Origin of the sequence: Sphingobium sp. 22B (genome assembly GCF_001580035.1) — a bacterium.
Classification (GTDB): domain Bacteria; phylum Pseudomonadota; class Alphaproteobacteria; order Sphingomonadales; family Sphingomonadaceae; genus Sphingobium; species Sphingobium fuliginis.
In genome coordinates this window covers 1-26747 of the sequence record NZ_LTAB01000008.1, presented here as the reverse complement: position 1 = coordinate 26747, position 26747 = coordinate 1, and the positions used below count along the sequence as shown (strand labels likewise).

Sequence of the window (26747 nt, the reverse complement as noted above, 5' to 3'; positions counted from 1 at the left end):
GGAGTCGAACAGTGGGCAATTTGTCCCATTGTGCGCAGATGCAAAAAATGCTTCAGCGGTGGGATACTGCTTAGACTCTGCGGGTTTTCTGCTATGTTGCCTATCCGTGGCCGCCGGCAGAACAGAAGAGGGTTCCGGTGGCTTAGCCAAGGAGCGGATGCCTATGAGTTCACAGGCCATGACCTTCACCTCCCGATCGCTGGAGGATGATGCGCGCCTGATCAATGCGCGGGACCACAAGATCGCGCCGGGTGATATTTCCATTGGTGTGATCATTGGTCGCACCTCCGAATTCTTCGATTTCTTCGTTTACGCCATCGCCTCGGTCATCGTGTTCCCGAGCCTTGTGTTCCCCTATGTGGATGCCCTGACCGGCACGCTCTATTCCTTCGCGATCTTCGCCGTCGCCTTCATCACGCGGCCCATCGGTTCGCTGATCTTCATGGCCATCGATCGCCGCTACGGGCGCGGAACGAAGCTGACCGTCGCGCTGTTCCTGCTCGGCGGCTCGACCGCGTCCATCGCCTTCATGCCCGGTTATGCGACGATTGGCCATTATGCTGCGTTAGTCCTGATCATCTTGCGCGCGGCGCAGGGCATCGCGCTGGGCGGCACATGGGACGGGCTGGCGTCGCTGCTGTCGCTCAACGCGCCGCAGCATCAGCGCGGCTGGTACGCCATGGTGCCGCAACTCGGCGCGCCGCTGGCCCTGCTGGTGGCGAGCGGGCTGTTCGCCTTCTTCCTGCTGACGCTGTCGCGTGCGGACTTCCTCGACTGGGGCTGGCGCTATCCCTTCTTCGTGGCCTTCGCGATCAACGTCGTCGCGCTGTTCGCCCGGCTGCGCATCGTGGTGACGCATGAATTCGAACGCCTGTTCGAGCAGAAGGACCTTCAGCCGTCCGAAATCCTGCCGACGGTCAAGGCGGAAGGCCGCAACATCATCATCGGCGCCTTCGCTCCGCTGGCGAGCTTCGCGCTGTTCCACATGGTCACCGTATTCCCGCTGAGCTGGGTCGCGCTGTTCACCAACCAGCCGCTGGAACGCTTCCTGATCATCGAGATGATCGGCGCGTCCGTGGGCCTGCTGGCCATCGTGGTTTCGGGCTTCATCGCGGACCAGATCGGCCGCCGCTCCCTGCTGGCATGGTCGGCGCTCGGCATCGCGATCTTCAGCATCATGGCGCCGCTGCTGCTGAACGGCGGCGATCTGGGAGAGGTCGCCTTCATGATCCTGGGCTTCATGCTGCTGGGGCTGGCTTTCGGCCAGTCGTCCGGCGTCGTCGCGTCGAATTTCGCGACCGAGGCGCGCTATACCGGGTCTGCCCTGACGTCGGACCTGGCCTGGCTGGTCGGCGCCGGCTTCGCGCCGCTGGTGGCCCTGTTGCTGTCCGTGAAATTCGGCCTGGCCGCCTCGGGCATCTACCTGCTGTCGGGTGCGGTGGCGACGATGGTGGCGCTCTACATCAACAAGGAACTGGCGGCCCGCGACCGTTAAGGGGGCATCCGCCATCTTTGAAAAGGGGCCGGAGGGGTTTTGTCCTCTCCGGCCCTTTTCTGTCCCCGACGTGCCCACAGGAGCACGTTAAGCCAAGCTCAGAGCGACGCTCTACTCCCCCGCGCAAAATCCCGCATGCGCGCCAACGCCTTCCGGTCGAACCATCCCACGGGCAGCGCGCGCGGCGCAAAGCGCGGCAACCATTCCCCATAAACCGCATCCATCCGCACCGGCAGCCCGTCCACGCCATCCCGGCCCATGATGTCGGAAATGATCCGGTTCTGGAAAAAGCGCACCGAATAATTGATCATCCGCCGATATTGCATGCGCAGGGTGGTGGGCCGCAACAGGCTGACCGCCTCACAACGAAAGCCGGCATCCTCGCAGGCCAGGACCCGCTCCCGCCGCCAGTCGGCATCGCGCCCCAGATCGGTATGCGCCCATGCCGCCACCAAACCGTCGTCTCCGATCAGGTCCTCGGGCAGCCGCAAGCCCCTGAGCCGGATCGCCGCCAAGAAGCGCCCCGACAGGGCGTAGAGATCGCCGAACAATCCCCGTTCCTCCCGCAGGGTCCGGCGATAGGCGTCCGCGGACCGCCCGTTCATCGGCATCCCCGCCGCCGCATTCGCCTCCGGCCGCGCCGCGAGGTCCGATACCAGCGCATCGATCGACCCGGCAAGGATCTCCGCATCGCCATCCATGAAGATCACGGCATCTTCTCCGCCGGTCAGCAGGCGGTGGACGAAATGGTTCCAAGTGCGCGCCTTGCCCCCGGCGGCCAGATCGTGGACGATGACATTCGTCCGTCCTGCGGCCGCTTCGCGCGCCCGTCCTGCCGTGGCATCGGTCGATCCGTTCACCAGCACATGGAAGACGGTGTCGGCCCGGTCTAGCGGCAGCGATGCAAGGCAACGCCCGATCCGCCGTTCCTCCTGATGCGCGAATATGCCGACCGCGACGCCCATGCCTAGCGGAAATCCCAGCCCTGCTGTCCATGGCGGGCGATGTCCAGCCCCTCCGCTTCTTCCCGCACGCCGATCCGGGCGGGCGTCACGACCGACAGCATCAGCGCGATGATCGCCGCTCCCGCCATCGCCCAGAGCGCCACCGCCGCGATGCCGATGCACTGCGCCATGAAGGCGCCGGCAAGGCTGATCCCCGCCGCGAAGCCGACGCCGCCCAGCGCGGGCAGCACGAAGGGAAGCAGCAACAGCGCGCCCGTCAGCCCGCCCAGTCCGTGGATCACGAAAATATCCGCCGCGTCGTCGATGCGGTCGCCCAATAATCCCTTTGCCAGTCGGCAGATGACGGCGGCGATCAGCCCGATGGCCATCGCGCCGCCCGGCCCCACCAGAGCGCCGGAGGCGGAGATCGCCACCAGCCCGGCCAATGCGCCGGAAACCAGCCCATTGGCGGTGACATGCCCCTTGTCGATCCGTTCCACCAGCATCCATCCGAAGAGGCCTGCGCAGGCGGCGAAATGGCCGTTCAGAATGGCGGTCGCGGCATTGTCCGTCGCGCCGAAGGACCATCCGCCCACTATGCCTGCCCAGCCGATCCACAGCAGCAGCCCGCCTGATACGCCCAGCACCGGCGCATGTCCGGCAGAAACGCTGCGCCGCCTGCCCACGACCAGCACCAGCGCGAGCGCGGAAAATCCCGCGCTCAAATGAACGACCAGCGCGCCCGCGAAATCCATGACGCCCAGATTGGCGAGCCATCCGCCGCCCCAGACCCAATGGACGACCGGCGCATAGACCAGCAGCAGCCAGAGCAACGCAAACAGCGCCATCCACCCCAGGCGCACCCTTTCCGCCACAGCGCCCGGCAGCAGGCCGGCGGCAAGGATCGCAAGGGCCATCTGGAACAGCACGAAGGTGGATTCCGGCACGGTCAGCCCGTCACGCAGCGCCCCCAGATCGGCCAGCAACAGATGCGCCCGGCCGCCCAGCCACCCGCTCCCCGGCGCATAGGCCAGGCTGTAGCCGACAAGGGCCCAGAGCAGCGAAACGCCGGCGGCCACCACCAGCCCCTGCACGCCGATCGACAGGGCGTTGCGCACATGGACCAGACCGGCATGACGCAGCGCGAGTCCCGGCAGCGCCGCCAGCAACACCAGCAGACCGCACAGCATCATCCATGCCGTATCGCCGCTGTCGGCCACGGCCACCTGCGCCGCCGCGGGTTGCGGGGCCGCCGACAGGAAAAGAAGCAGAATGGCAAGGAGGCGAGGCATCAGTTAATCCGGCAGTCCATATCCGGGCCGTCGTAACGCATGCGAAGTAAAGACTTGCCTAACCCTGATCGTTTCCCGCCACGCAGCCGATGCCTTGGGCAGCGCGGACAATTCAGGACTCGCCGGACCAGTTGATTTGGGCGGAAAGCGTACACCCGCTTTATCCCTCTCCCTTGAGGGAGAGGGCTGCGCAGACTTGGCGGCTTGCTGCCTAGTCGTAGCTGGGTGAGGGGGTGCGATCCAACGGATCGCGCGGACCGCAGGCCCGCTCCCCCTCATCCAGATCAGCCTTAGGCTCCTCCGCCGCTAGGGCTTCCCATCCTTCTTCCTCAAGGGAGAAGGATGGTCTCGAATTGGCCATCCCCCGGCATCCCGAACTCGTCCACATCGCCTAATAGGCTTCCCCACCGCAACTGATCCGCCCCGTCCCCCGATTGTCGACGCTGCAGGCGGCCTTCCCCGCCACCGTCACATCGCCCGATCCGGATGCGGAAACCCGGGCCGAAACCTCTGCCGTCACCGCCACATTTCCCGGACCGTCATTCGCCACCGCGGCCTGCCGCACCCGCAGGCCTTCCGCCATCACCGCTCCGGGGCCGGTGACGCGGATGGTCGCGACGCCCGCCCGGCCGGACAGGTTCGCCCGTCCGGCTCCGGCCACTCCCAGGCTCAGCTGGTCCAGATCCACCGCCGCCACGCTGACATCGCCATTGCCGCCCAGCACGATCTCACCGCGCAGACCCTTCATCCGGCTGACCGACACCGATCCGCCGCCGGTCAGCACCACGCGGCTGAGGTCGCCGGTCGACAGCCGCAGCACCGCCCGCCCGCCCGATTTCTCGCCGGGCCGCGCCCGCTCCGCCGTCACCGCAAGCAGGCGGCCGGATACGTCCACCTTCAGCCGGTCCAGCACCGCCTGATCGCCATCCGCCCGCGCCGAAGCGCCCGCGCCGGTGGTGATCGTCACCTCCACCGGCGCATCCACGCGAATGGCGTCGAAACTGGTGATGGTGAACCCGCGCGTCGCCGCCGCCGCCGGGGCGGCCCCTAGCATGATGACGACCGGCAGGGCGAGCGAACGGGGCAGCGGCATGACGATCTCCCAGTCTTTTGCCGATCCTGATAGGGATGGGCCGTAGCGGTTCCAAGCCCCCTTGTTCGTCGCACCGGATCAGGCAAGATCGTCAGGTTTTCAAAAGGGGCATGTGGCTGATGCGCAAATGGATTTCCGGACTCCTCCTGGCTTCGATCAGCATCGCGGCCCCGGCTGCGCCCGACGACCGGGGCGAAGCCTGGTGGAAGCATGTCCGCACCCTTGCCGACGATGGCTATGAAGGGCGGGGAACGGGCAAGCCGGGCTATGACAGGGCGGCTGATTATGTGATCGGACAGCTTCGGGCGCTTGGGCTGAAGCCGGCCGGGACCGACGGCTATAAACAGCCCGTCGCCTTCGTCGAGCAGGTGATCCTGTCGCAGCAGAGCAGCGCTTCGCTGACGGGGCCGGGCGGCCATACCGCGCTGGCGGCGCCCGCCGACATCATCTTTTCAGGGGGCGGCGGCCCCGCTCCGGAAACCGTCGGCGCCCCGCTGGTCTTCGCCGGCTACGGCCTGCACCTGCCGGAAGCGGGGCATGACGATTTCGCCGGGCTGGACCTCAAGGGCAGGATCGTGGTGGTCGTCTCGGGCGGACCGGCGACCCTCTCCGGCGCGCTGAAGTCCCATGCCCGATCGGAGCGGGCGGCGTGGCTGGCGAAGCAGGGCGCGCTTGGACTGATCCAGCTCGTGACGCCGAAACAGGTTGAAATTCCGTGGGACCGGCGCATGGCGCTGGCCAGCCAGCCGGCCCTGTTCTTCCGCGACCCCGCCCTGCGGGATACGGCGACCCCCTTCCTCAACGCCCAGTTCGACCCGGCCAAATCCGCGCTGCTCTTTGCCGGATCGGGCCATGATTTCGCGCAGATCGCCGCCGCCGCCGACAGTTCCGGCCCGGTGCCGTCCTTCCCGCTCGCCCAGCGGCTGGACGCGAAGGTGGCGGCGAGGCGCGCCGATTTGACCTCGCCCAACATCATCGCGCTCATGCCCGGGACGGACCCGCAGCTCAGCAGGGAATATGTCGTCCTGTCCGCGCATCTCGACGGCTATGGGGTGGGCACGCCGATCGACGGGGACGCGATCTACAATGGGGCGCTCGACAATGCATCGGGCGTGGCGAGCCTGCTGGAAATCGCCCGGACCCTGCGCAACGGGAAGGTGAAGCCCCGGCGGTCGATCCTCTTCGCCATCGTCACGGCGGAGGAGAAGGGGCTGCTCGGGTCCAGCTATTTCGCGCGCCGTCCGACCGTGCCGCAAAGGGCGATGGTGGCCGACCTCAATTTCGACATGGCCCTGCCGATCTTCCCGCTGACCAGCGTGACACCGATCGGCTATGACCAGAGCAGCCTTGGCAAGGACGCCGAAGCGGTAAGCGCGGCGATGAACCTGCCGATCACGCCCGATCCCTTCCCGGACCGCAACGTCTTCATCCGGTCGGACCAGTACAGCTTCATCCGGGCGGGCATCCCCGCGCTGTTCTTCAAATATGGCTTCAAGGCGGGCACGCCGGAGGCGACGGTCGAAAGGGCCTGGCGCGCCAACATCTACCATTCGCCCAGGGACGACGCGAACCAGCCGGTGATGCCGGCCGAATCGGTGAAGCTCAACGACTATGTCGCCGCCGTCACGCTGCGCGTCGCCAATGCGCCGCAGCGCCCGGCCTGGAACGAGGACAGCTTCTTCCGCCGCTTCGCCAAATAGCGTCCCTCCTGCTTGATCCGGCGAGGGCAGGGGCCTAAACCCCCGGCCATGACCCATGCCTCCTATCCGGCGCTTCGTCTGCGCCGCACCCGCGCCTCGGCCTGGAGCCGGGCGTTGCACGCCGAAACCCGCCTCACGCCCAGCGACTTCATCTGGCCGCTGTTCGTCACGGAGGGCAGGCAAGTGGAGGAACCGATCGGCTCCCTTCCCGGCGTGTCGCGCTGGTCGGTGGACCTGATGGTGGAGCGTGCGAGGGAAGCGCAGGCGGCGGGCATTCCCTGCCTCGCGCTTTTCCCCAATACGCAGGCCGACCGCCGCAGCGATGACGGGGCGGAGGCGCTCAATCCCGATAACCTGATGTGCCGCGCCATCCGCGCCATCAAGGATGCGGTGCCCGACATCGGCATCCTGACCGACGTGGCGCTCGATCCCTATACGGCGCACGGCCAGGACGGCCTGCTGGACGAGGCGGGCTATGTCGTCAACGACGCGACCATCGACGTGCTGATCGGCCAGTCCCTGAACCAGGCGGCGGCGGGCGCGGACATCATCGCCCCCAGCGACATGATGGATGGCCGCGTCGGCGCCATCCGCGAGGCGCTGGAGCAGGAAGGCCATGCCAATGTGCAGATCATGGCCTATGCCGCCAAATATGCGAGCGCCTTCTACGGCCCGTTCCGCGATGCGGTCGGATCGAGCGGTCTGCTGAAGGGCAACAAGAAGACCTATCAGATGGACCCCGCCAACAGCGAGGAAGCGCTGCGCGAAGTCGCGCTGGACATTGCCGAAGGCGCCGACAGCGTGATGGTGAAGCCGGGCCTGCCCTATCTCGACATCATCGCCCGGGTGAAGGACCGGTTCGAAGTGCCCGTCTTCGCCTATCAGGTGTCGGGCGAATATGCGATGCTGGAGGCCGCGGCCGCCGCGGGGGCGGGGGACCGCGACGCGCTGGTGCTGGAAACGCTGCTGGCGTTCAAGCGGGCAGGCTGCTCGGGCGTCCTCACCTATCATGCGCTCCATGCGGCGCGGCTGCTGGGAGCCTGAACATGACCGATCATCCCGAAGTCTCCATCATCCCCTTCAACGGCAAGACGCCGAAGATCCACCCCAGCGCCTTCATCGCGCCGGGATGCCGCATCATCGGGGATGTGGAGATCGGCCCGGACGTCAGCATCTGGTATAATTGCGTGATCCGGGCGGATGTGAACTTCATCCATATCGGCGCCCGCACCAATATCCAGGACGGCTCGATCGTGCATTGCGACAGCCCCGGCGACCATATCGACGGCCGCCCGTCCGAAGGCTGGCCCACGATCATCGGGGAAGACGTGCTGATCGGACATCTTGCGATGGTCCATGGCTGCATATTGAAGGACCGCGCCTTCGTGGGGCTGGGCGCCATCGTCATGAGCGGCGGAACGGTGGAAAGCGACGCCATGCTCGCGGCCGGGGCCCTGCTTTCTCCGGGGAAGACGGTGCCCCACAGGCAGCTCTGGGCCGGCCGCCCCGCCAAATATATGCGCGATCTGTCGGACGAAGTGCTGATCGACATGCGGGAGGGCGTCGATCATTATGTCCATAATGGAAAGGCGCACAAGGGCGCGGTGAAGGCGGCGCTTTCGCCCGATTGAATCGGCAGGGCTGCGGGCGGATCAGGGCTGCGCCAGACGCCCCTTGAGCACGTCAAGCCGGTCGTTCTGCCCATCGACAATCGCCAGCGCGGAAGCCCGCGCCGCATCGATCGCCTCGATCCCGCCGCTGGCCTTCCCCTCGGCCGCCGCGTTGCTGCGCTCGACAAAGAGCACGTCCAGGCTCGCAAGCGCCGATACGCTGTCGTTGCGCGCCGATTCCAATGCGCTGAGCGCCGTCTGCGCCGCCACCCAGGCCTCGCTGGAGACCGCCGCGCCGGATGCTGCCCGCGTCGCCCTGTCCGCCGCCGGCCAGGCCTTGTCGAATGCCGTGCCGCCCGCCTGAGCCTGCGCCGTCAGCCGGTCGACATTCTGGACCAGCTCCGGTTCGGGCGCGACGGGGGAGGGCGCGGGCGCCGCCTCCGCGATGGGGGCGTCCTCGATCGCCCGCTTGGCGAGGGACGGATAGCCCTGAAAGGTGCTGGCGCAACCGGACAGGAACAGGGCCAGGGAAGGAAGCAGCCGACGCGGATTCATGCTTCGCATCTAGGATGAGCCGCGCCGGGAGGCAAGTTCAGCGTGGCAGCGCGGCGGCTTCCCGTGCAAGCGCCTCTATCTTCGCCGGATCGACCGGCCCCTTGGGCACGACCCAGCTTCCGCCGACGCATTTGACGACGGGTTCCGCCAGCCATTTGGGCGCGCTTTCCGCCGTGATCCCGCCGGTCGGGCAGAAGCGCGCCATGTGCAGCGGCGCGGCCAGGGCCTTCAGCGCGGGCAGCCCGCCCGAAGTCTCCGCCGGGAAGAATTTGAAGTGCGACAGCCCCATGTCCAGCCCGCGCATGATGTCGCCCGCCGTCGCCGTGCCCGGCAGGAAGGGAATGCCCGCGGCGATCGCGGCCCTGCCCAGCGGCTCGGTCAGGCCGGGGCTGACGATGAAGCGCGCCCCCGCCTCCATCGCGGCGTCCAGTTGCGCCGGGTTCAGCACCGTGCCCGCTCCGACGACGGCGCCCTCGACCTTCGCCATCTCCCTGATCACGTCCAGCGCCGCCGGCGTCCGCAGCGTCACTTCCAATGCAGGAAGCCCGCCCTTCACCAGCGCCCGCGCGATCGGCAGCGCATCCTCGACCCGGTCCACCACCAGCACCGGGATCACCGGGGCCAGTTCCATCACCTGTTCAACGCTCAACGCCATCATTTCTTCTCCCGAAAGGCCGCGGCGGCGCCGTACAGCCCGATTTCGTCATGCAGGGCGAGCCGGATCGGCACCGACTTCATCAGGCTTTCGAACCGTCCCTTGGCGGTGAAGCGCTGGTGGAAACCGCATTGCGGCAATATGTCCTTCATCCGCTGGGTCAGGCCGCCCGCCAGCACCACCGTATGCGGTCCCTGCGCCAGCGCCAGGTCGCCCGCGACCGAGCCGTAGGACATGCAGAACCGCGCCAGCGCCCTGCGCGCAAATTCGTCGGTCCCGTCGATGGCGGCCTGCCAAAGCTCGGCATCCTCCATCAGCACGACCCGATCATGGCCGATGGTCGCCATCGCCTTGTAGATGTTGTTGAGCCCCGGTCCCGACACGATGCGCTCGGTCGACACGCGCAGGAATTTGTCGCGCAGATAGGCGAGGATCTTCTCTTCCAGCGGGTCCAGCGGCGCGAAGTCCAGATGCCCCCCCTCCGTCGCGATCACATGCGGCTCGCCGTCGTCGAAGGCGATCATCGCCACGCCCAGCCCGGTGCCCGGGCCAAGGATCGTCACCCCGCCGTCGCGCGGAAAGGGCCTGTCCTCCCCGAACAGCAGCGGCAGATTCTCCTTCGGCAGGCGCGCCACGGCATGGGCGACCGCCTCGAAATCATTAACCAGCCGCAGATGCCTGAGGCCCAGTTCCTCGTCCAGCGTATCGGGCCGGATGACCCATGCGCTGTTGGTGAGCTTGATGACTTCGCGCCCGATCGCGGTGGCAAAGGCGATGGAGGCGGATGTGGGCAGATGGCCGCCCTCATCCTTGACGAAGGCCGCCCAGCAGGCCTGGAGGGTCGGATAATCGGCCACCTTATATTTGCGCACCTTGCCCAGCGTGGGCACATTGCGCGCATTCAGTCTGGCACGGGCGAAGCGGGCGTTTGTGCCGCCAATGTCGGCTGCGATGATCTCGGTCATGCTACTCTCCTCCCGTCCGGGCCGAGCCTGTCGAAGTCCTTCACTTTTCCTCAGGAAAAGCGCTCCTCCGAAAATCTCGGGCGGACGGGAATGTTTCGGTTCTAAACTTCGGTTTCCATGGCCGCCAGAATGGGCGATGCGCCGCTTTCCGCCAGATCGCTATGATGGCGGAACAGCGCGAACAGCTCGCGACCCGTATCATAGGGGGCGGGGGGCGGCGCGGGCGTGTCGCGGCCGTCCCATTCCGCCGCGTCGACCAGCGCCTCGATCAGGCCCGTCTCCGCGCAGACCCGCACCATGTCGCCGTCGCGCAGCTTGGCGATGGGGCCGCCGCCCAACGCTTCCGGCGACAGGTGGATCGCCGCGGGCACCTTGCCCGATGCGCCGGACATGCGCCCGTCCGTCAGCAGCGCGACGCGGAAGCCGCGATCCTGCAACACGCCCAGCGCCGGGGTCAGCTTGTGCAGTTCGGGCATGCCGTTCGCCCTTGGTCCCTGGAACCGCACAACGACCACGACATCGCGTTCCAGTTCGCCGGCCTTGAAGGCGCGCAGCACATCGTCCTGATCGTGGAAGACCGCCGCGGGCGCTTCGATGGTCCAGCGCTCCCGGTCGACCGCGCTCACCTTCATGACGCAGCGGCCAAGATTGCCGGCCAGCAATCGCATCCCGCCGTCGGGATTGAAGGCGTCGGACACCGGCCGGAGGATCGACAGGTCCCGCGATTCGGGCACATCCTTCCAGACCAGCGCGTCATTCTCCAGCACCGGTTCCTTGCCATAATCGGCCAGTCCCTGCCGCGCGACGGTGAGGATGTCGCCATGCAGCAGCCCGTTGCCGAGCAGTTCGCGGATCACATAGCTGATGCCGCCTGCTGCATGGAAATTGTTCACATCCCCCGATCCATTGGGATAGACCCGCGCCAGCAGCGGCACGACATCGGAAATTTCCGCAAAATCGGTCCAGTCGACGACGATCCCCGCCGCCCGGGCGATGGCCGGCAGATGGATCGCATGGTTGGTCGATCCGCCGGTCGCCATCAGGCCGATGATGGCGTTGACGATCGCCTTTTCATCCACGCAATGCCCCAGCGGCCGATAATCGTCATTGGGTTGTCCGTCCCTGTCCCAGCCGATGCGCGACAATTGATGCACCGCCGCCCGCGTCAGTTCCTGCCGAAGCTTCGTGCCCGGATGCACGAAGGAGGCGGCGGGCATGTGGAGCCCCATCATCTCCATCATCATCTGGTTCGAATTGGCCGTGCCATAGAAGGTGCAGGTCCCTGCGCCGTGGTAGCTGGCGCTTTCGGACTCCAGCAGTTCCTCCCGTCCGACCTTGCCTTCGGCATAGAGCTGGCGGATGCGCACCTTCTCCTTGTTGGCGAGGCCGGACGGCATCGGCCCGGCGGGGATCAATATGGTCGGCAGATGCCCGAAACGCAGCGCCCCGATCAGCAGCCCGGGCACGATCTTGTCGCAGATGCCCAGCAGCAGCGCGCCCTCGAACATGGCGTGGGACAGGGCGATGGCGGTGCCCAGCGCGATGGTGTCGCGGGAAAAGAGCGACAGGTCCATGCCCGCCTGCCCCTGTGTCACGCCGTCGCACATCGCCGGAACGCCGCCCGCGACCTGAGCGGTGCAGCCCACCTCCCGCGCCGCCAGCTTGATCTGCTCGGGATAGCGGCCATAGGGCTGATGCGCCGACAGCATGTCGTTATAGGCGGTGACGATGCCGAAATTCATTGCCGCGCCGGTGCGGATGACAGCCTTGTCTTCGCCGCTCGCGGCAAAGCCATGGGCCAGGTTCCCGCATGAAAGCTGGGCGCGGTTGGTGCCCGCGTCCCGCCCGCGCTCGATCAGGCTCAGATATTTGAGGCGCGAAGCCGCGCTGCGCTTCACGATGCGTTCGGTGACCTTTTCGATCACCGGATGAAGGTCAGTCATTCCAGCTCGCTCCGTCTCGTTCGATAAGGGCAATGGCTGAGGACGGCCCCCAGTTCCCGGAAGAATAGGAGGATGGCTTCACCCCGGCCTCCTTCCACCCGTCGATGATCGAATCGATCCAGGTCCATTGCGCCTCGACCTCGTCCCGGCGCACGAACAGCGTGGCGTCGCCCGCCAGCAGGTCCAGGATCAGCCGTTCATAGGCGATGCGCCGGCGCTGCCCGGCGAAGGCGGCGGTCAGCGACACGTCCAGCGTCACCTCCTCCAGATGCACCTCGCGCTCCAGCCCCGGCCTTTTGCTCATGATGAGCAGGCGGATATATTCCTCCGGCTGCAACCGGATGATGAGCGTATTCGGCTCCAGACCCGACCCGCCATTGCGCCCGAAGATCGAATGGCGCACCGGCTTGAACTGGATCAGGATTTCCGACTGGCGCGTCGGCATGCGCTTGCCGGTGCGCAGGTAGAAGGGCACGCCCTGCCAGCGCCAGTTGTCGATATGGGCCTTCAGCGCCACGAAGGTCTCGGTGTCGGACGGCCTGCCCAGTTCGTCGGCATAGCCGGTGACGATCTGCCCACCGACCGCGCCGGGCGTATATTGCCCGCGCACGCTGTGCGTCTTCACCGTCTCGGCCGTCATCGGGCGCAGCGAACGGAGCGCCTTCACCTTCTCGTCGCGCACGGCGGTCGGGTCCATCCGCGCGGGCGGCTCCATGGCGATGATCGACAGGATCTGGAGGACGTGGTTCTGCACCATGTCGCGCAGCGCGCCGACGCCGTCATAATAGGAAACCCGGCCTTCCAGGCCCACCGTCTCGGCCACGGTGATCTGCACATGATCGATGGCGGTGGCGTTCCACAGCGGTTCGAACATCACATTGCCGAAGCGCAGGGCGAGCAGGTTCTGGACCGTTTCCTTGCCCAGATAATGGTCGACGCGGAAAATCTGGTCCTCCGCGAACAGCGCGCCGATGCCGTCATTGACCTCTTTGGAAGAGGCCAGATCCTTGCCGATCGGCTTTTCCATCGCGATTCGCGTCTTCGGCGTGATCAGCCCCGCCTCGGCCAGCCCCTGCGCGGTCGGCGCGAAGAGGGAAGGGGGCGTGGAGAGATAGACGGACACGCCCTTGTCGAGTCGCCCGTCCAGCCGTTCCGCCAGCGCCCTGAACTGGGCGGCGTTGCCTGCCTCCACCGGCTGGTAGACGATGATGTCGCGCAGCCGCTCCGCGATGTCCGCGTCATAACGGTCTGCGGCCAGGAATTTCCGCAGCGCCTTGTCGATGTCGGCGCGAAACTGCTCGTCGGTGAATTCGGAACGCCCTGACGCGATGATCAGGAAATCCTCCGGCAGCAGGCCATCGGCCAGCAGATTGTAGAGCGAGGGAAAGATCATCCTGTGCGCCAGGTCGCCGGTGGCGCCGAACAACAGGAACGTGGCAGACGGTTCGGTCAAAGGTTGTCCCTTTTCCGTTAGTGTTATCAGGTCTGCACGAAGCCGCCCTTATACCCAGCGGCACTCGTTACGCAAGCAGGCTATCCCTGTGGGACCCATCCCGCAACCGCGAGAGGATGAAAGCGTCGATTTTTGGCTGGACGCTGGCCGCCGATTTTGCCATTGGCGCTCCACCCTGGCGTTTTTGACGGAAGATGGAATCATCCTCCGTCCGGAACGCGGCTGAAGGGCATGCGGGCGTGGTGAAACTGGTAGACGCGCCGGACTCAAAATCCGGTTCCGAAAGGAGTGTCGGTTCGATTCCGACCGCCCGCACCATCTTATTTTGCCTCAAGCGCCGGGCGGCCGCATCCGCGGCGCTGGCTATCCTCGCATAAGCTCGGGCGGCCGTTCGGTTCGCCCTTGCGAACCCCGCCGGGTTCGATGCCCTCTTTCCAGACATGGCCATGCACTAAAAAGCCCGGCAGCATGGCTGCCGGGCAGGCGAGCTTTTACAGGGTAAAAGCTTCGGGTCGCACCCCAGCGATTAACCGCAAATATTTAAGATACCAGAGGAATTTGCCGATCCAGCCGGAATGGATCAATCCCTTGCGCCGCCGCCCTGCGCGTTGAACCAGGGGATCATCCGGGCGATGGCGTCCTCCACCCGATCGGTGGAAACCGCGAAACTGAAGCGGATATGCCGGTGCCCGTCCACCGGATCGAAATCGATCCCCGGCGCCGTCGCCACACCCGTTTCGCGGAGCAGCCTCTGGCAGAAGGACAGGCTGTCATTGGTCAGATGCCCCACATCCGCATAGATGTAGAAGGCCCCGTCCGGCGGCGCGATCTCCTTCAACCCCAGCGCGGGCAGGGCGGCCAGCAGCAACTCCCGGTTGCGCCGATAGGTGGCGACATGCCCCTCCAGCTCATCGACGCAGTCGAACGCCTTCAACCCCGCATGCTGCGCCAGGGAAGGCGGCGTCAGGAACAGATTGCCCATCCGCGCCCGCGCCGTGTCGATCAGGTCGGGCGGAAACACCACCCAGCCCAGCCGCCACCCGGCCATGGAAAAATATTTGGAAAAGCTGTTCACGACGATGGCGTCCGGCGCGAATTCCAGCATCGACCGCGCCGGTTCGCCATAGCTGAGCCCGTGGTAAATCTCGTCGGAGACGATGCGAATGCCCCGCACCCGGCAAACCTCCGCGATGCGCGCCATCTCCTCGGCGGGAATGATGGTCCCCGTGGGATTGGCCGGACTGGCGATGATCGCCCCATCCGGCGCGGGTTCCAGGGCCTCCAGCGCCGCCGCGCCGATCTGGTAACGCTCCGCCGGCCCGCAATCGACCTCCAGCGGCTCCAGATAGAGCGCCTTCAACGTATTGCGATAGGCGACATAGCCCGGCCGCGCCGTCGCCACCCGCGCACCCGGCGCGAACAGGCTGGTCAGCGCCAGCACCAGCCCCGGCGAAGCGCCGCAGGTGAGCAATATCTGCTCCGGGCCCACCGCCACGCCATAGCGCTCCCGATAATGGAGCGCGATCCGCTCCTTCAGCGCCGGACTTTCCCAATAGCCCATGGGGTCGCGATCCAGCACGGCATGCGCTTCCATAATCGCAGCAGAGGGCGCCCCCGTGGACGGTTGCCCGAATTCCATATGCAGGATGGATCGCCCCTCGGCCTCCAGCCTGTGGGCTTCCCGGCTGATGGCGATGGCGTGAAAAGGATCGATATTGGCAACCATGCGTCGCCTCTTACCCGCGCCGCAACCTTGTCACAATTGCCGCGTTGGCGATGGATGAACGAAACCATGCTCGACACGCTGCAATATTATGGCGCAGGCGCCGCCACCATCGCCGCTTTCATCGTCTCCCTCAATCTCGGCCGCCGCATCACGGGCTGGGCTTTCGTCCTCTTCGTGACATCCTCCATCGCCCTGATCGGCTGGGGTTTCCTGTCCGAAGACAGCGAAGGCATAGGCTTCCAGAATATCGCGCTGCTCCTGATCAATCTCGTCGGCGTCTGGCGCTATCTCATCTCCAGGCACAAGCCGCGCGACTGAACCTATTCCGAAATCCAAACCTCCACCGAAACCGCATGCTGGCACAGCGCCACCCGGACGGGCAGTTCCTCCACCGGCCCCCCCGCCAAGGCCCGGTCATAGACCGCCTTCTTCGCCGCCCCGCCGATCTGGAGGAAGATATGCCGGCTCGCAAGGATCGCCCGGGCGCTCATCGACATGCGCTGATGCGGGGCAGCGGGCGGCGTGACCGCGATCGTCAGGGCATGGGTGGAAAGCCCCTCCGCCAGTTCCTTCGCCCCCGGAAACAGCGAAGCGGTATGCCCATCCTCCCCCATCCCCAGCAGCACGATGTCGAGCGGCCAGGGCAGGGCCGCGAGCGCCGCCTCGCACTCGGCCTGCCCGGCATAGGCGTCCGCCGCCTCATTCTTCATCGGCACGAACCGCGCCGCCCCGGCCTTCCCCTGCAACAAAGTCTCGCGCACCAGCCGCTCATTGCTGTCCGCATGGTCCGGCGCCACCCAGCGCTCGTCGACCAGCGTCACGATCACCTTGCCCCAGTCGAGCGCCATCCCCGACAAAGCCTCCAGCACGGGCCTTGGCGAGCGCCCGCCCGACAGCGCGATCGTCGCCACGCCCCGCGCCGCGATGGCATCCCCCAGGATCGCAGCGATCCGCCGCGCCATGTCCGCCGCCGCCAGCGCGCCATCGACGAAAAGATGTTCGGTAGGCATGTCGTTCAATTCTCTTCGGCCAGATTGTCTTCAGGGATCGTGCAGATGTCGATCCATCGCGCGGCGGTCAACGCGGCCAGCCGCTCCGGCGTCAACTCCACCGAAGTCGTCCGCGATCCCGCCGCCGGAAACACCGTCTCGAAATCCCGCAGCGAAATGTCGCAATAAACGGGCAGGGGAGAGGTCAGCCCAAAGGGACAGACGCCCCCCACCGGATGCCCGGTCAGCCCCTCCACCTCCTCCAGCCCCAGCATGCGCGGCCTGGCGCCCAGCGCCGCCTTCGCCTTCCCGTTATTCAGCCGCGCATCGCCCCGCGCCACCACCAGCGCGACCTCATCCCCGACCCGCAACGACAGCGTCTTGGCGATCCGCGCCGGAACCACGCCCAGGGCCTCCGCCGCCTCATTGACCGTGGCGGTGCTCACCCCCTGGTCGATGATGGCGACATCCGGCGCATGGGCGGAGAAGAAGGCCCGGACCGACTCCGCGCTCATTCCCCTCCATTCCCCCATTGCTGTATCTCGGTCAGCTTGCGCTCCCAGGCGAGGGCATGGGTGACGATCTGATCCAGATCGGCATAAAGCGGCTTCCATGGGAATTCCCCCATGATTGCCCGATTGTCGGAAATGAGCGCATCCGGATCGCCCGCGCGCCGTCCCTCCATCCGCCGGTCGATCTTCAGGTTCGTCACCCGGTCGACCGCGTCCAGCACCTCCAGCACGGAAAAGCCCCGGCCATAGCCGCAGTTGAGCAGATAATTCTGCTCCGGCCTGGCCATCAGCGCCTCCAGCGCCAGCACATGCGCCGCCGCCAGATCGGTGACATGGATATAGTCGCGCACCCCGGTCCCGTCCGGCGTGTCGAAATCGGTCCCGAACACCGAAACATGGCTCCGCTTGCCCAGGGCCGCCTCGACCGCGACCTTGATCAGATGCGTCGCCCCCGCCGTCGACTGTCCCGTGCGCCCGGCCGGATCGGCGCCCGCCACGTTGAAATAGCGCAGAGCGCAGAAGTTCATTGCATGCGCCGCGCTGACGTCGCGCAGCATATATTCGGTCATCAGCTTCGACATGCCATAGGGATTGATCGGCCGCTGCGGCGTGGTCTCCCTGACCGGGCTTTCCTCCGGAATGCCATAGGTCGCCGCCGTCGAGGAGAAGATGAAATGCGGCACGCCGACGGTCACGACGCTCTCGATCAGGTCGCGGGTCTTGGCGCTGTTGTTATGATAATATTTGAGCGGGTTCTCGACCGATTCCGGCACCACCACCGATCCGGCAAAGTGCATCACCGCCTTCACGCCATGATCGCGCAGGGCCTTCTGCACCAACGGCTGATCGGAAATATCGCCCTCGACGAACGCCACATCGTCCGGCACCGCCCAACGGAACCCCGTCACCAGATTGTCGATCACCACGACGCCATAGCCCGCGTCGCGCAGCGCCAATACGGCATGGCTGCCAATATAGCCGGCCCCGCCCGTGACCAGAACCGTCGGCTTTTCGCTCATAAGATGAAGGTCTCCCGATAGATCAGGGCCGCCGCCATTCTCCCCCGTCATGCTGAACCTGTTTCAGCATCCATCGCGCCTCCGGACTCAGGTCTTGCCGAGGGCGAAACGGATGCTGAAACAAATCCAGCATGACGAATGAGAAGGTTACAGCCCTTTGCCTGTCAGGACTAGATCAGCTTCGTGACGATTCCCACCCCATTCATGCCGCGGCGCGGGATGAAACGGGGCGATAGAAAGTCGCGCCGCTTGCCGCCATGTCCTGCAACTGGACAGTGGGCGCAAAGCGATCGCCATGCGTCGCCGCCAGCCGCTCCAGCACCGCGACGACATGGCCGATGCCGACCGTGTCCATATGGCTGAACGGTCCGCCGGTATAGGGCGCGAAGCCCCAGCCGAAGATCGCCCCGATGTCGCCATCCTCCGGCGTCTCCAGCACGCCTTCCTCGAAGCAGCGCGCGCATTCGATCAACTGGCGGTAGAGCAGCCGCTCCTTCACTTCCTCGACATCGGGCTGCACGGCGGCGCGCGGGAACATGTCCTCCAGTCCCGGCCAGAGATGCTTCTTCCCGCCCTCGGGATAGTCATACCAGCCCTTGGCGCTTTTCCGCCCCAGCCGCCCCAGTTCGACCATCCGCGCCATCACCGCGTCGGACGGCTGCGCGACATAGGCGTCGCCCAGCTCCTTCTGCGCGGCGACGACGATCTTGTGGCCCAGCTCGATGGAAACCTCGTCGCCCACCGCCAGCGGCCCCACCGGCATGCCCAGTTGCCGCCCGGCATTTTCGATCAGCGCGGGATTGATCCCCTCCGCCACCATCTCCACGCCCTCCTGCACATAGGTGCCGAAGCAGCGCGAGGTGTAGAAGCCGCGCGAGTCATTGACGACGATCGGCGTCTTCCTGATCTGGGCCACGAAATCCAGCGCCTTGGCGATGGCGGCCGGCCCGGTTTCCTTGCCCAGGATGATCTCCACCAGCGGCATCTTCTCGACCGGCGAGAAGAAGTGGATGCCGATGAAATTCTCCGGCTTGCTCCACGCCTTCGCCAGCTTGGTGATCGGCAAAGTGGAGGTGTTCGACCCGAAGATCGTATCCGCGCCCAGCACCTCCTCGACCTTCTTGGTCACTTCGGCCTTGATCGCGACATCCTCGAACACCGCCTCGATCACGAAGTCCGCTCCGGCCAGCGCGGCATAATCCGTCGTCGGCGTCACGCGGGCCAGCGTCTCCGCCATCTTCTCCGGCGTCATGCCCCGGCCCAGCCGCTTCTTCAGCACTTCCTCGACATGCGCCTTGCCCTTTTCGGCATAGGCCTGATCGCGGTCGAACAGCACCACCTCGATCCCCGCCTGCGCGGCCACGGTGGCTATCCCTGCGCCCATCATGCCCGCGCCCAGCATGGCCAGCTTCTTCGTCGGCGCCTTGGGCTGGTCCTTGGGCCGCCTTGCGCCGCGCTCGGCCGCCTGCTTGTTGACGAACAGGCTGCGGATCATGTTCGCCGCCTGCGGGTCGGCCGCGACCTTGGCGAAATATTTGCTCTCGACCCGGATCGCCCGGTCGATGGGCAGGAAAGCCCCCTCATAGACCGCCGAAAGCAGCGCGATCGGCGCGTTCATGTTGCGCTGGGTCTGCTTGAGCGTCATCGGCAGGGCGCCCGCCATGGTCTGGACGAAGGCCGGATTGAACCCGCCCGCGCCGCCGGGGAATTTGAAGCCCTTGACGTCCCATGGCTGCACGAAGGCGTTGGGATTGGCCTTCACCCATTCGCGCGCGGCTTCGACCGCCGTGCCCTGCGGCACGACCTGATCCACGACCTTCATCATCGCCGCGTCGGCCGGGCGGAACAGCTTGCCCTGCAACATGTACATCAGCGACGCCTGCACCCCCATGATGCGCGGCAGGCGCTGCGAACCGCCGCCGCCGGGGAACAGGCCGATCAGGATTTCGGGCAGGCCCAACTGCGTCTTCGGGCTGTCCCCGACGATCCGGCGATGGCAGGCCAGCGCCAGTTCGAACCCGCCGCCGACGCAGGTCCCCTCGATGGCGCAGGCGACCGGCTTGCCGCAGGTCTCCAGCCGCCGGAACAACTGGTTCAGCACGAAAACCTTGTCGAAGATCGCGGCGGGGGAGGGGCGTTTCCCATTCTCGCTGACCAGCATCGACCCGAAATATTTGAGGTCCATGCCCGCCATGAAGCCGCTGTCCTTGCCGGACGCGATGACCGCGCCCTTGATCGCCTCTTCGGAGGAAATGCGCGTGATCGCCGCGTCCAGATCGGCCAGGAAATCCGGGCCGATGACGTTCATCGACTGGCCGGGCACGTCGATGGTCAGCGTGGCGATGCCGTCGGCGTCGATGTCGAAATTGATGGTCTGCATTTGAGGCAACCTTTCCTACCTCCGTTCGTGCTGAGTAGGGGCTGAGCTTGTCGAAGACCCGTATCGAAGCATTGATCCTTCGATACGCCATTTCGACGGGCTCAATGGCTACTCAGGACGAACGGCTCCAATGTTCAAACGCGCTCGATGATGATGCCCGTGCCCATGCCCGCGCCGACGCACAGGTTGATGAGCGCGGTGCCCTTGCCGGTCCGTTCCAGCTCGTCCAGCGCCGTGCCCAGCACCATCGCCCCGGTCGCGCCCAGCGGATGGCCCATGGCGATCGCGCCGCCATTGACGTTGATCTGCCCATGGTCGAGGTCCATCGCCTGCATGTAGCGCAGGACGACGCTGGCAAAGGCCTCGTTCAGTTCCCACAGGTCGATGTCGGACTTGCTCATCCCCGCCCGGTTCAGCAGCTTGCCCGCCACGAACTCAGGCCCTGTCAGCATGATCAGCGGTTCCGACCCGATGGACGCCATCGCCTTGATCCGGGCGCGGGGCTTCAACCCATATTTCTCGCCCATCTCCCTGTTGCCGACCAGCACCGCGGCGGCGCCGTCGACGATGCCGCTGCTGTTGCCGGCATGGTGGACATGGTTGACCTTCTCCAGCTCGGGATAGCGGAGCAGGGCAATGGCGTCGAAGCCCGGCATCTCCTCGCCCAGCGCGGCGAAGCTCGGCTTCAGGCTGGCGAGCGACTGCATCGTCGCATCGGGCCGCATATGTTCGTCATGGTCCAGGACGACCGATCCGATGACGTCCTTCACCGGCACGATGGATTTGGCGAAGCGCTTCTCGTCCCAGGCGGCCTTGGCGCGCCGCTGGCTTTCGACGGCATAGGCGTCGACATCGTCGCGGCTGATCCCGAACTTGGTCGCGATCACGTCGGCGCCGATGCCCTGCGGCGCGAAATAGGTCTTGTAGGCGACCGCCGGGTCCATCGCCCAGGCGCCGCCGTCCGAAGCCATGGGCACGCGGCTCATCGACTCGACGCCGCCGCCGATGGCAAGGCCCGCTTCGCCGGAATAGACCTTGGCGGCGGCCATGTTCACGGCCTCCAGTCCCGAAGCGCAGAAACGGTTGATCTGCACGCCGGGCACGGTCTGGGCGTAATCGGCGTTCAGCACCGCCACGCGGGCGATGTCCGCGCCCTGTTCGCCCACCGGGCTGACGCAGCCCAGTATGACGTCATCGACATCGGCGGTGTCGATCTCCGTCCGGTCCCGCACCGCCTGCAGCATCTGCGTCGCCAGCTGGATCGGGGTGATTTCGTGCAGCGACCCGTCGGCCTTGCCCCGGCCCCGGGGCGTCCTGACGGCATCGTAGATAAAGGCTTCCATGGCTTTCCATTCCTCTCCGCTGGGCGCCGGATGTTCGCTGCGAATGTATTTACGTTTACGTAAAGTGCAAGCCTCAATCGTCAGCCCGCCCGACCGTAACGTCATCCCGCCAAAGGGGCCCCGCCTCGTCCTCCGGCGGACGTTTCAACCCTTTTCAATTCTTTTAATGATTCGCGGATTTGACCCGCCCGCCTTATTCCGCTTCATGGAAAGCGTGTCAGAGTCGGACCCCTCCCAAGCGCCGTCGCCCTTGTCGATCCCGATCTTCCGCGCGATCTGGTGGGCCAGCCTCGCCTCCAACTTCGGCGGGCTGATCCAGTCCGTCGGCGCGCAGTGGATGATGACCTCGCTCTCCGCCTCGCCCCAGATGATCGCGCTGGTTCCGGCGGCGACGACCCTGCCGATCATGCTGCTGTCGCTCTGGGCAGGCGCGGTGGCGGACAATAGCGACAGGCGGGTGGTCATGCTGATCTGCCAGCTGTTCATGCTCATCGTCTCCGCCCTGCTGGCGCTGTTCGCCTGGATGGGTTGGGTGACGCCCTGGGCCCTGCTGGGCTTCACCTTCCTGGTCGGCTGCGCCACCGCGATCAACGGACCGGCCTGGCAGGCGTCGGTCGGGGACATGGTGCCGCGCGCCGCCTTGCCCCATGCAGTCTCGCTCAATTCCATGGGCTTCAACATGGCGCGCAGCATCGGCCCGGCGCTGGGCGGCGTCATCGTCGCGGCCGCCGGTGCGGCGACGGCCTTTCTGGTCAACGCCATCAGCTATGTGGGGCTGGTCGCCGTGCTTGCCCGCTGGCGTCCCGAACGGCCGCCTCAACTCCTCCCGCGCGAACGCATCGGCCTCGCGATGCGCGCTGGGGTTCGTTACGTCGCCATGTCGCCCAATATCCAGGTCGTGCTGCTCCGAAGCGCGGCATTCGGCATCGGGGCAAGCGCCGTTTCAGCGATGATGCCGCTGGTGGCGCGCGACCTGCTGGGCGGCGGCGCGCTGACATTCGGCGCGCTCAGCGGCGCCTTCGGCATCGGCGCGGTGCTGGGGGCGCTGTCGACGGGGCAATTGCGCCGCCGCTTTTCGGTCGAGACCATCGTGCGCTCGGCCGCCATGGCGCTTGCGGCCGGGACGGTGCTGATGGCGGTCAGCGACTGGCTGGTCGTTGCGTTGCTGGGGCTGCTGATGGCGGGCGCGGGCTGGGTGATCGCCCTCTCGACCTTCAACGTTTCGGTCCAGATGTCGGCGCCTCGCTGGGTCGTGGCGCGGGCTGTTGCCCTGTATCAGATGGTCGCCTTCGGCGGCATGGCCGGGGGTGCATGGCTGTTCGGCACCATGGCGGAGGATCATGGCGTCGTCACCGCCCTCTATGGCGCGGCAGCCGTCCAGTTCGCCTCGGCCCTGATCGGCTATGCGCGTCCGCTGGCGCAGACGGGCGAGGAGAATCTCGACCTCCAGAACCTGTGGCGCGAGCCGCAGACCGCCGTTCCGATCGAGCCCCGCAGCGGTCCGGTGGTCGTCACCATAGAATATCGCATAGCCGCCGGATCTGTCGTCCCCTTCCTGGCGGCGATGAGCGAACGCCGCCGCATCCGTCGCCGCGACGGTGCCCATGGCTGGTCGCTGCTGCGCGACCTGGGTGATCCGGAATTGTGGGTGGAACGCTATCATGTGTCGACCTGGCTGGACTATGTCCGCCACAACAGCCGCCGGACCGTTGCCGACATGGCGAACAGCGAAGCCATCCACGCGCTGCACAGCGGTCCCAATCCGCCGGTCGTGCATCGCATGCTGGAGCGGCAGACGGGTTCTCTGCCGCTGGGCCGCTCGGCCGACCCGCGCGAGATGGGCGATCCCATGACCGATCCCACCCGGTCGAGCTGATGCGCTATTCGGGCCGCCGTTCGGCAAGATCCTCCGGCGTGTCGATGTCGCGCAGGCTGGCGCCCATGGTTTCGATCTGCACGCCATGGCTGAGCAGCGCCCGCGCCCCCTGGTCTCCCCGCAGCGCCAGCAGTTCGGGGAAATGCTTCCGCCCGATGAAGGCGGGCGGCGAAGAGGAAAATCCGTCGGTGCTGGCGACGACGGAGCGGATGTCCTCCGCCGCCAGGCAGATGCGGTTGTAATGCGTCTGCGGCACGTCGGGCATGTCGGCCAGGCAGATCAATATGCCGCGGCATTTCCGCATCGGCATGACATGCTCCACGGCGCGGATGATGCTGCCCGATATGCCGTCTTCCGGACGATCGTTGACCAGGATCGAATAACCGCGCCGCTCCAGCCGGCGATGCAGGACCGGCGCCTGGCCGACAGGACGCACCACAGCAACCAGTTCCGCAAAGATCATGGAGGCGATGGTTTCCAGCGCATGCACCGCGACGGGCTTGCCCCGCCAATCGGCCATCAGCTTGTCTTCTTCCCCGAATCGTGAGGATGTGCCCGCTGCAAGGAGGACGGCGGCGATCTGTTCGGTCCGCATGGTTCCGCTGTGATGATTTGAGGCGACCCGGTTGACCCGGTTTCCCCTGCATGTGCCACCGCCAGCATGTCCTGTCCAGCAGGGCGAAGGGGCTGGCGTTCCTGTAAATCAGTCGCCATATGCCCGGAAGCAACAAAGGAGTGGTGCCGTCCATGGAATATGATCCCGATGCCGAAACTGCGGGCGAGTCGATCAAGATTCCGGTTCCGGCGGACGTGGCCGACGCGATCCGTACGCTGATCCGCTGGTCGGGCGACGATCCGGAACGGGAAGGGCTGGTGGAAACGCCCCAGCGCGTGGCGCGGGCGTGGAAGGAATATTGCCGCGGCTATGACGACGATCCGGCCTATCATCTTTCGCGCATCTTCCATGAAGTCGGCGGCTATGACGACATCGTGCTGTTGAAGGACATACCGTTCCAGTCGCACTGCGAGCACCATATGGCCCCCATCGTGGGCGTTGCGCACATCGCCTATCTGCCCGGCCAATATGTCGTCGGCATATCGAAGCTGGCGCGCGTGCTGCACGCCTTCGCCCACCGGCTTCAGGTGCAGGAACGGCTGACTTCGGAAGTCGCCAACTGCATCTGGGAACATCTGAAGCCCCAGGGCGTCGCGGTCGTGGTCGAGGCGACCCATGGCTGCATGACCGGCCGTGGCGTGCGCACGCCCAATGTCGTCATGAAGACCAGCCGCATGCTCGGCGTCTTCCGCGACGATGAGAAGAGCCGTGAAGAAGTGCTGAAGCTGATCGGATCGTGAGCGAAGAGGAAGCTCCCGCCTATCGGCCCCTCGGGGGCACTGGGAAGCGCGCCGAACAGGCGGGCGCACGGCCGCTGGCGCAAAAGCGGCTGGCGCTGGTGACGGGCGGCCATCGGCGGCTGGGCGGCATCATCGCCGCCGCCTTCGCGCGGGCAGGCTATTCGCTGGCGATCCATGGCAGCCACGATACCCGGCTCGATTCCCATCTGGCGCTGACGCTGGAGGAGAATGGGACCGAATGGGACGGCTTCACCGTCGATTTCAGCGATCCGGAAGGGGCGGAGGAACTGGTGGCGCTGGTCGCGGAGCGTTTCGGCCGTCCGCCCGATGTCCTGGTCAACAGCGCGGCGATCTTCGGCCAGGATCGGCTCGACAGCGTCAATGCCGACGACCTGATGCGCCATTATGCGGTCAATTGCGCCGCGCCCACCTTGCTCACCAAGTCCTTTGCCACCATTCCGGCCGGCACAGGCGACCGGTGCATCGTCAATATACTGGATCAGCGGATCGACCATCCGCATGGCGACCAATTGGCCTATACCTTGTCGAAGATGGCGCTGGCGGGGCTGACGCGGCTGTCCGCCTCCACCCTGGCGCCGCAGATCAGGGTCAATGCGGTCGCCCCCGGACTCACCATCGCGACGCCCGATTATGACGAAGGGCAGATGGAAAGGCTGTCCGCGATGATGCCGCTGGCGCGTCTGCCGCAGGCGGAGCAGATTGCCGAAGCCGTGCTGTATCTGGCGGGCGCCAGTGCGGTGACGGGTCAGACGCTCTATATCGATGGCGGCGCGCATCTGCGCAGCTATGACCGGGACTTCATGCATCTGTGCCGATAGCGGCTGCGAAGATGCGGCTTGCCGGGGCTGGCCAAGGGCCGTCGCGCTGCATAGAGCGGATCGCAATGGGTCAATGAAGGGAGACGGCAATGGCATATGAAACGATCCTGGTGGAACAGCGCGATGCGGTGACGCTGGTCACGCTCAACCGCCCGCAGGCATTGAATGCGCTGAACAGCCAGGTGCTGAAGGATCTGGGCGAGGTCTTTGCTGCCTATGATGCCGATCCGTCGCAGCGTTGCCTGGTCCTGACCGGCAGCGAGAAGGCCTTTGCCGCCGGCGCCGACATCAAGGAAATGGTGGAGAAGGATTCGGCGGACTTCTTCCTGGAGGATTTCTTCTCCGGTTGGCAGAGCAAGGTCGTCGCCACCCGCAAGCCGTGGATTGCGGCGGTCGCCGGCTTCGCGCTGGGCGGCGGATGCGAGCTGGCGATGATGGCGGATTTCATCCTGGCCGCCGACACCGCGAAATTCGGCCAACCCGAAATAAAGCTGGGCGTCGCGCCGGGCATGGGCGGATCGCAGCGTCTGACCCGCGCCGTCGGCAAGGCGAAGGCGATGGAAATGTGCCTGACCGGCCGCATGATGGGCGCCGAAGAAGCGGAAAGCGCCGGTCTGGTCGCGCGGATCGTTCCGGCGGCTGATCTGCTGGAGGACGCGCTCAAGACGGCCGCGACCATAGCGGGGATGCCGCCCATGGCCGCGATGGTGAACAAGGAAATGGTCAATCTGGCTTTCGAGACCGGGCTGGCTCAGGGCATCCTGACCGAGCGCCGCCTGTTCCAGATCCTGACCGCGACCGAGGACAAGAAGGAAGGCATGGAAGCCTTCGTCGCCAAGCGTCCGGGGGTTTGGAAAGGCCGCTGATTGGTGAGTGGGTGGAGGCTGATGATAGCCAATTCAGGACATTCCCCTCCCGTAAACGGGAGGGGTTAGGGGTGGGCGCGAGCGTAGCGAGCTTCTGACTTAGCCGTTGCAAAACAGCGCAGATGCCGCGCCAGCC

At 66.0% G+C, this 26747-nt stretch carries 24 protein-coding genes and 1 tRNA gene; 10 read left to right on the top strand and 15 right to left on the bottom strand.

Annotation, left to right across the window (positions count from 1 at the left end; genetic code table 11):
- Positions 1–163 precede the first annotated feature (163 nt).
- Complete coding sequence (locus A0J57_RS09295) at positions 164–1495, top strand: MFS transporter (RefSeq protein ID WP_025551285.1); 1332 nt, start codon at positions 164–166, stop codon at positions 1493–1495.
- Between the two features lie 98 nt (positions 1496–1593).
- Here the strand turns inward: A0J57_RS09295 and A0J57_RS09290 are convergent, their stop codons facing one another.
- The 3 genes from A0J57_RS09290 to A0J57_RS09280 form a co-directional block, all read right to left on the bottom strand.
- Complete coding sequence (locus A0J57_RS09290) at positions 1594–2460, bottom strand: glycosyltransferase family A protein (protein WP_061939729.1); 867 nt, start codon at positions 2458–2460, stop codon at positions 1594–1596.
- A 2-nt stretch (positions 2461–2462) separates the two neighbouring features.
- Positions 2463–3731, bottom strand: coding sequence for an ammonium transporter (locus A0J57_RS09285; protein WP_061939727.1), 1269 nt, complete (start codon positions 3729–3731; stop codon positions 2463–2465).
- A gap of 391 nt (positions 3732–4122) precedes the next feature.
- Positions 4123–4824 (bottom strand): DUF2807 domain-containing protein, encoded by a 702-nt coding sequence (locus tag A0J57_RS09280; protein ID WP_061939725.1) that lies wholly within the window; start codon positions 4822–4824, stop codon positions 4123–4125.
- Positions 4825–4943: 119 nt separating this feature from the next.
- On the opposite strand from A0J57_RS09280, the gene A0J57_RS09275 reads away from it, so the two are divergent.
- The 3 genes from A0J57_RS09275 to A0J57_RS09265 are packed head-to-tail and all read left to right on the top strand — an operon-like array spanning position 4944 to position 8155.
- Positions 4944–6524: a M28 family metallopeptidase gene (locus A0J57_RS09275; RefSeq protein ID WP_048577732.1), complete on the top strand. Its 1581-nt coding sequence runs from the start codon at positions 4944–4946 to the stop codon at positions 6522–6524.
- A gap of 48 nt (positions 6525–6572) precedes the next feature.
- Positions 6573–7568 (top strand): porphobilinogen synthase, encoded by a 996-nt coding sequence (hemB, locus tag A0J57_RS09270; protein ID WP_061939723.1) that lies wholly within the window; start codon positions 6573–6575, stop codon positions 7566–7568.
- Between the two features lie 2 nt (positions 7569–7570).
- On the top strand, positions 7571–8155 hold the full coding sequence (locus A0J57_RS09265; protein WP_025551384.1) for a gamma carbonic anhydrase family protein: 585 nt from the start codon (positions 7571–7573) through the stop codon (positions 8153–8155).
- A gap of 21 nt (positions 8156–8176) precedes the next feature.
- Here A0J57_RS09265 and A0J57_RS09260 read toward each other — a convergent pair whose 3' ends face one another.
- The 5 genes from A0J57_RS09260 to zwf form a co-directional block, all read right to left on the bottom strand.
- The gene (locus A0J57_RS09260) at positions 8177–8689 is read right to left on the bottom strand and encodes a hypothetical protein (protein ID WP_025551382.1); all 513 of its coding nucleotides are present in this window, start codon (positions 8687–8689) and stop codon (positions 8177–8179) included.
- Positions 8690–8726: 37 nt separating this feature from the next.
- Positions 8727–9344, bottom strand: a complete 618-nt coding sequence (eda, locus tag A0J57_RS09255) for a bifunctional 4-hydroxy-2-oxoglutarate aldolase/2-dehydro-3-deoxy-phosphogluconate aldolase (protein WP_061939721.1) — start codon at positions 9342–9344, stop codon at positions 8727–8729.
- A complete protein-coding gene (gene glk, locus A0J57_RS09250; protein ID WP_044662476.1) occupies positions 9344–10309 on the bottom strand; it encodes a glucokinase in 966 nt (321 codons plus the stop codon). Before glk ends, eda begins: the two co-directional genes overlap by 1 nt.
- A 101-nt stretch (positions 10310–10410) precedes the next feature.
- Positions 10411–12252: a phosphogluconate dehydratase gene (gene edd, locus A0J57_RS09245; protein WP_048577724.1), complete on the bottom strand. Its 1842-nt coding sequence runs from the start codon at positions 12250–12252 to the stop codon at positions 10411–10413.
- Positions 12245–13705 (bottom strand): glucose-6-phosphate dehydrogenase, encoded by a 1461-nt coding sequence (gene zwf, locus A0J57_RS09240; RefSeq protein WP_048577725.1) that lies wholly within the window; start codon positions 13703–13705, stop codon positions 12245–12247. Before zwf ends, edd begins: the two co-directional genes overlap by 8 nt.
- A gap of 233 nt (positions 13706–13938) precedes the next feature.
- On the opposite strand from zwf, the gene A0J57_RS09235 reads away from it, so the two are divergent.
- Positions 13939–14023 (top strand) — tRNA-Leu (locus tag A0J57_RS09235).
- A 262-nt stretch (positions 14024–14285) separates the two neighbouring features.
- On the opposite strand, the gene A0J57_RS09230 is transcribed toward A0J57_RS09235, so the two are convergent.
- Positions 14286–15431, bottom strand: coding sequence for an aminotransferase class I/II-fold pyridoxal phosphate-dependent enzyme (locus A0J57_RS09230; protein ID WP_061939719.1), 1146 nt, complete (start codon positions 15429–15431; stop codon positions 14286–14288).
- 54 nt (positions 15432–15485) lie between these two features.
- Between A0J57_RS09230 and A0J57_RS09225 the strand changes: the two genes are divergently transcribed.
- Positions 15486–15749 carry a hypothetical protein gene (locus A0J57_RS09225; protein WP_061939717.1) on the top strand — a complete coding sequence of 88 codons (264 nt, stop codon included), beginning with the start codon at positions 15486–15488 and terminating at the stop codon, positions 15747–15749.
- A gap of 2 nt (positions 15750–15751) precedes the next feature.
- Here the strand turns inward: A0J57_RS09225 and pgl are convergent, their stop codons facing one another.
- From pgl to A0J57_RS09200, 5 genes are all read right to left on the bottom strand, one after another.
- Positions 15752–16441: a 6-phosphogluconolactonase gene (gene pgl, locus A0J57_RS09220; protein ID WP_061939741.1), complete on the bottom strand. Its 690-nt coding sequence runs from the start codon at positions 16439–16441 to the stop codon at positions 15752–15754.
- 5 nt (positions 16442–16446) lie between these two features.
- Positions 16447–16935, bottom strand: a complete 489-nt coding sequence (locus A0J57_RS09215; protein WP_061939716.1) for a YbaK/EbsC family protein — start codon at positions 16933–16935, stop codon at positions 16447–16449.
- Entirely contained in the window at positions 16932–17951 is a 1020-nt protein-coding gene (gene galE / locus A0J57_RS09210; protein WP_061939714.1) for a UDP-glucose 4-epimerase GalE, read from the bottom strand. Before galE ends, A0J57_RS09215 begins: the two co-directional genes overlap by 4 nt.
- Before the next feature lie 202 nt (positions 17952–18153).
- Entirely contained in the window at positions 18154–20331 is a 2178-nt protein-coding gene (locus A0J57_RS09205) for a 3-hydroxyacyl-CoA dehydrogenase NAD-binding domain-containing protein (RefSeq protein WP_061939712.1), read from the bottom strand.
- A gap of 134 nt (positions 20332–20465) precedes the next feature.
- Entirely contained in the window at positions 20466–21674 is a 1209-nt protein-coding gene (locus A0J57_RS09200) for an acetyl-CoA C-acetyltransferase (RefSeq protein WP_061939710.1), read from the bottom strand.
- A gap of 205 nt (positions 21675–21879) precedes the next feature.
- Between A0J57_RS09200 and A0J57_RS09195 the strand changes: the two genes are divergently transcribed.
- A complete protein-coding gene (locus A0J57_RS09195) occupies positions 21880–23550 on the top strand; it encodes an MFS transporter (protein WP_061939739.1) in 1671 nt (556 codons plus the stop codon).
- A 4-nt stretch (positions 23551–23554) separates the two neighbouring features.
- Here the strand turns inward: A0J57_RS09195 and A0J57_RS09190 are convergent, their stop codons facing one another.
- A complete protein-coding gene (locus A0J57_RS09190; RefSeq protein WP_061939708.1) occupies positions 23555–24145 on the bottom strand; it encodes a nucleotidyltransferase family protein in 591 nt (196 codons plus the stop codon).
- Positions 24146–24297: 152 nt separating this feature from the next.
- On the opposite strand from A0J57_RS09190, the gene folE reads away from it, so the two are divergent.
- The 3 genes from folE (at position 24298) to A0J57_RS09175 (ending at position 26611) form a co-directional block, all read left to right on the top strand.
- Positions 24298–24906: a GTP cyclohydrolase I FolE gene (gene folE, locus A0J57_RS09185; protein WP_025550994.1), complete on the top strand. Its 609-nt coding sequence runs from the start codon at positions 24298–24300 to the stop codon at positions 24904–24906.
- Positions 24903–25745, top strand: coding sequence for an SDR family oxidoreductase (locus A0J57_RS09180; protein WP_025550996.1), 843 nt, complete (start codon positions 24903–24905; stop codon positions 25743–25745). The genes folE and A0J57_RS09180 overlap by 4 nt, the downstream gene beginning before the upstream one ends.
- A gap of 89 nt (positions 25746–25834) precedes the next feature.
- Positions 25835–26611 carry an enoyl-CoA hydratase-related protein gene (locus A0J57_RS09175; RefSeq protein WP_025550998.1) on the top strand — a complete coding sequence of 259 codons (777 nt, stop codon included), beginning with the start codon at positions 25835–25837 and terminating at the stop codon, positions 26609–26611.
- Positions 26612–26747 lie beyond the last annotated feature (136 nt).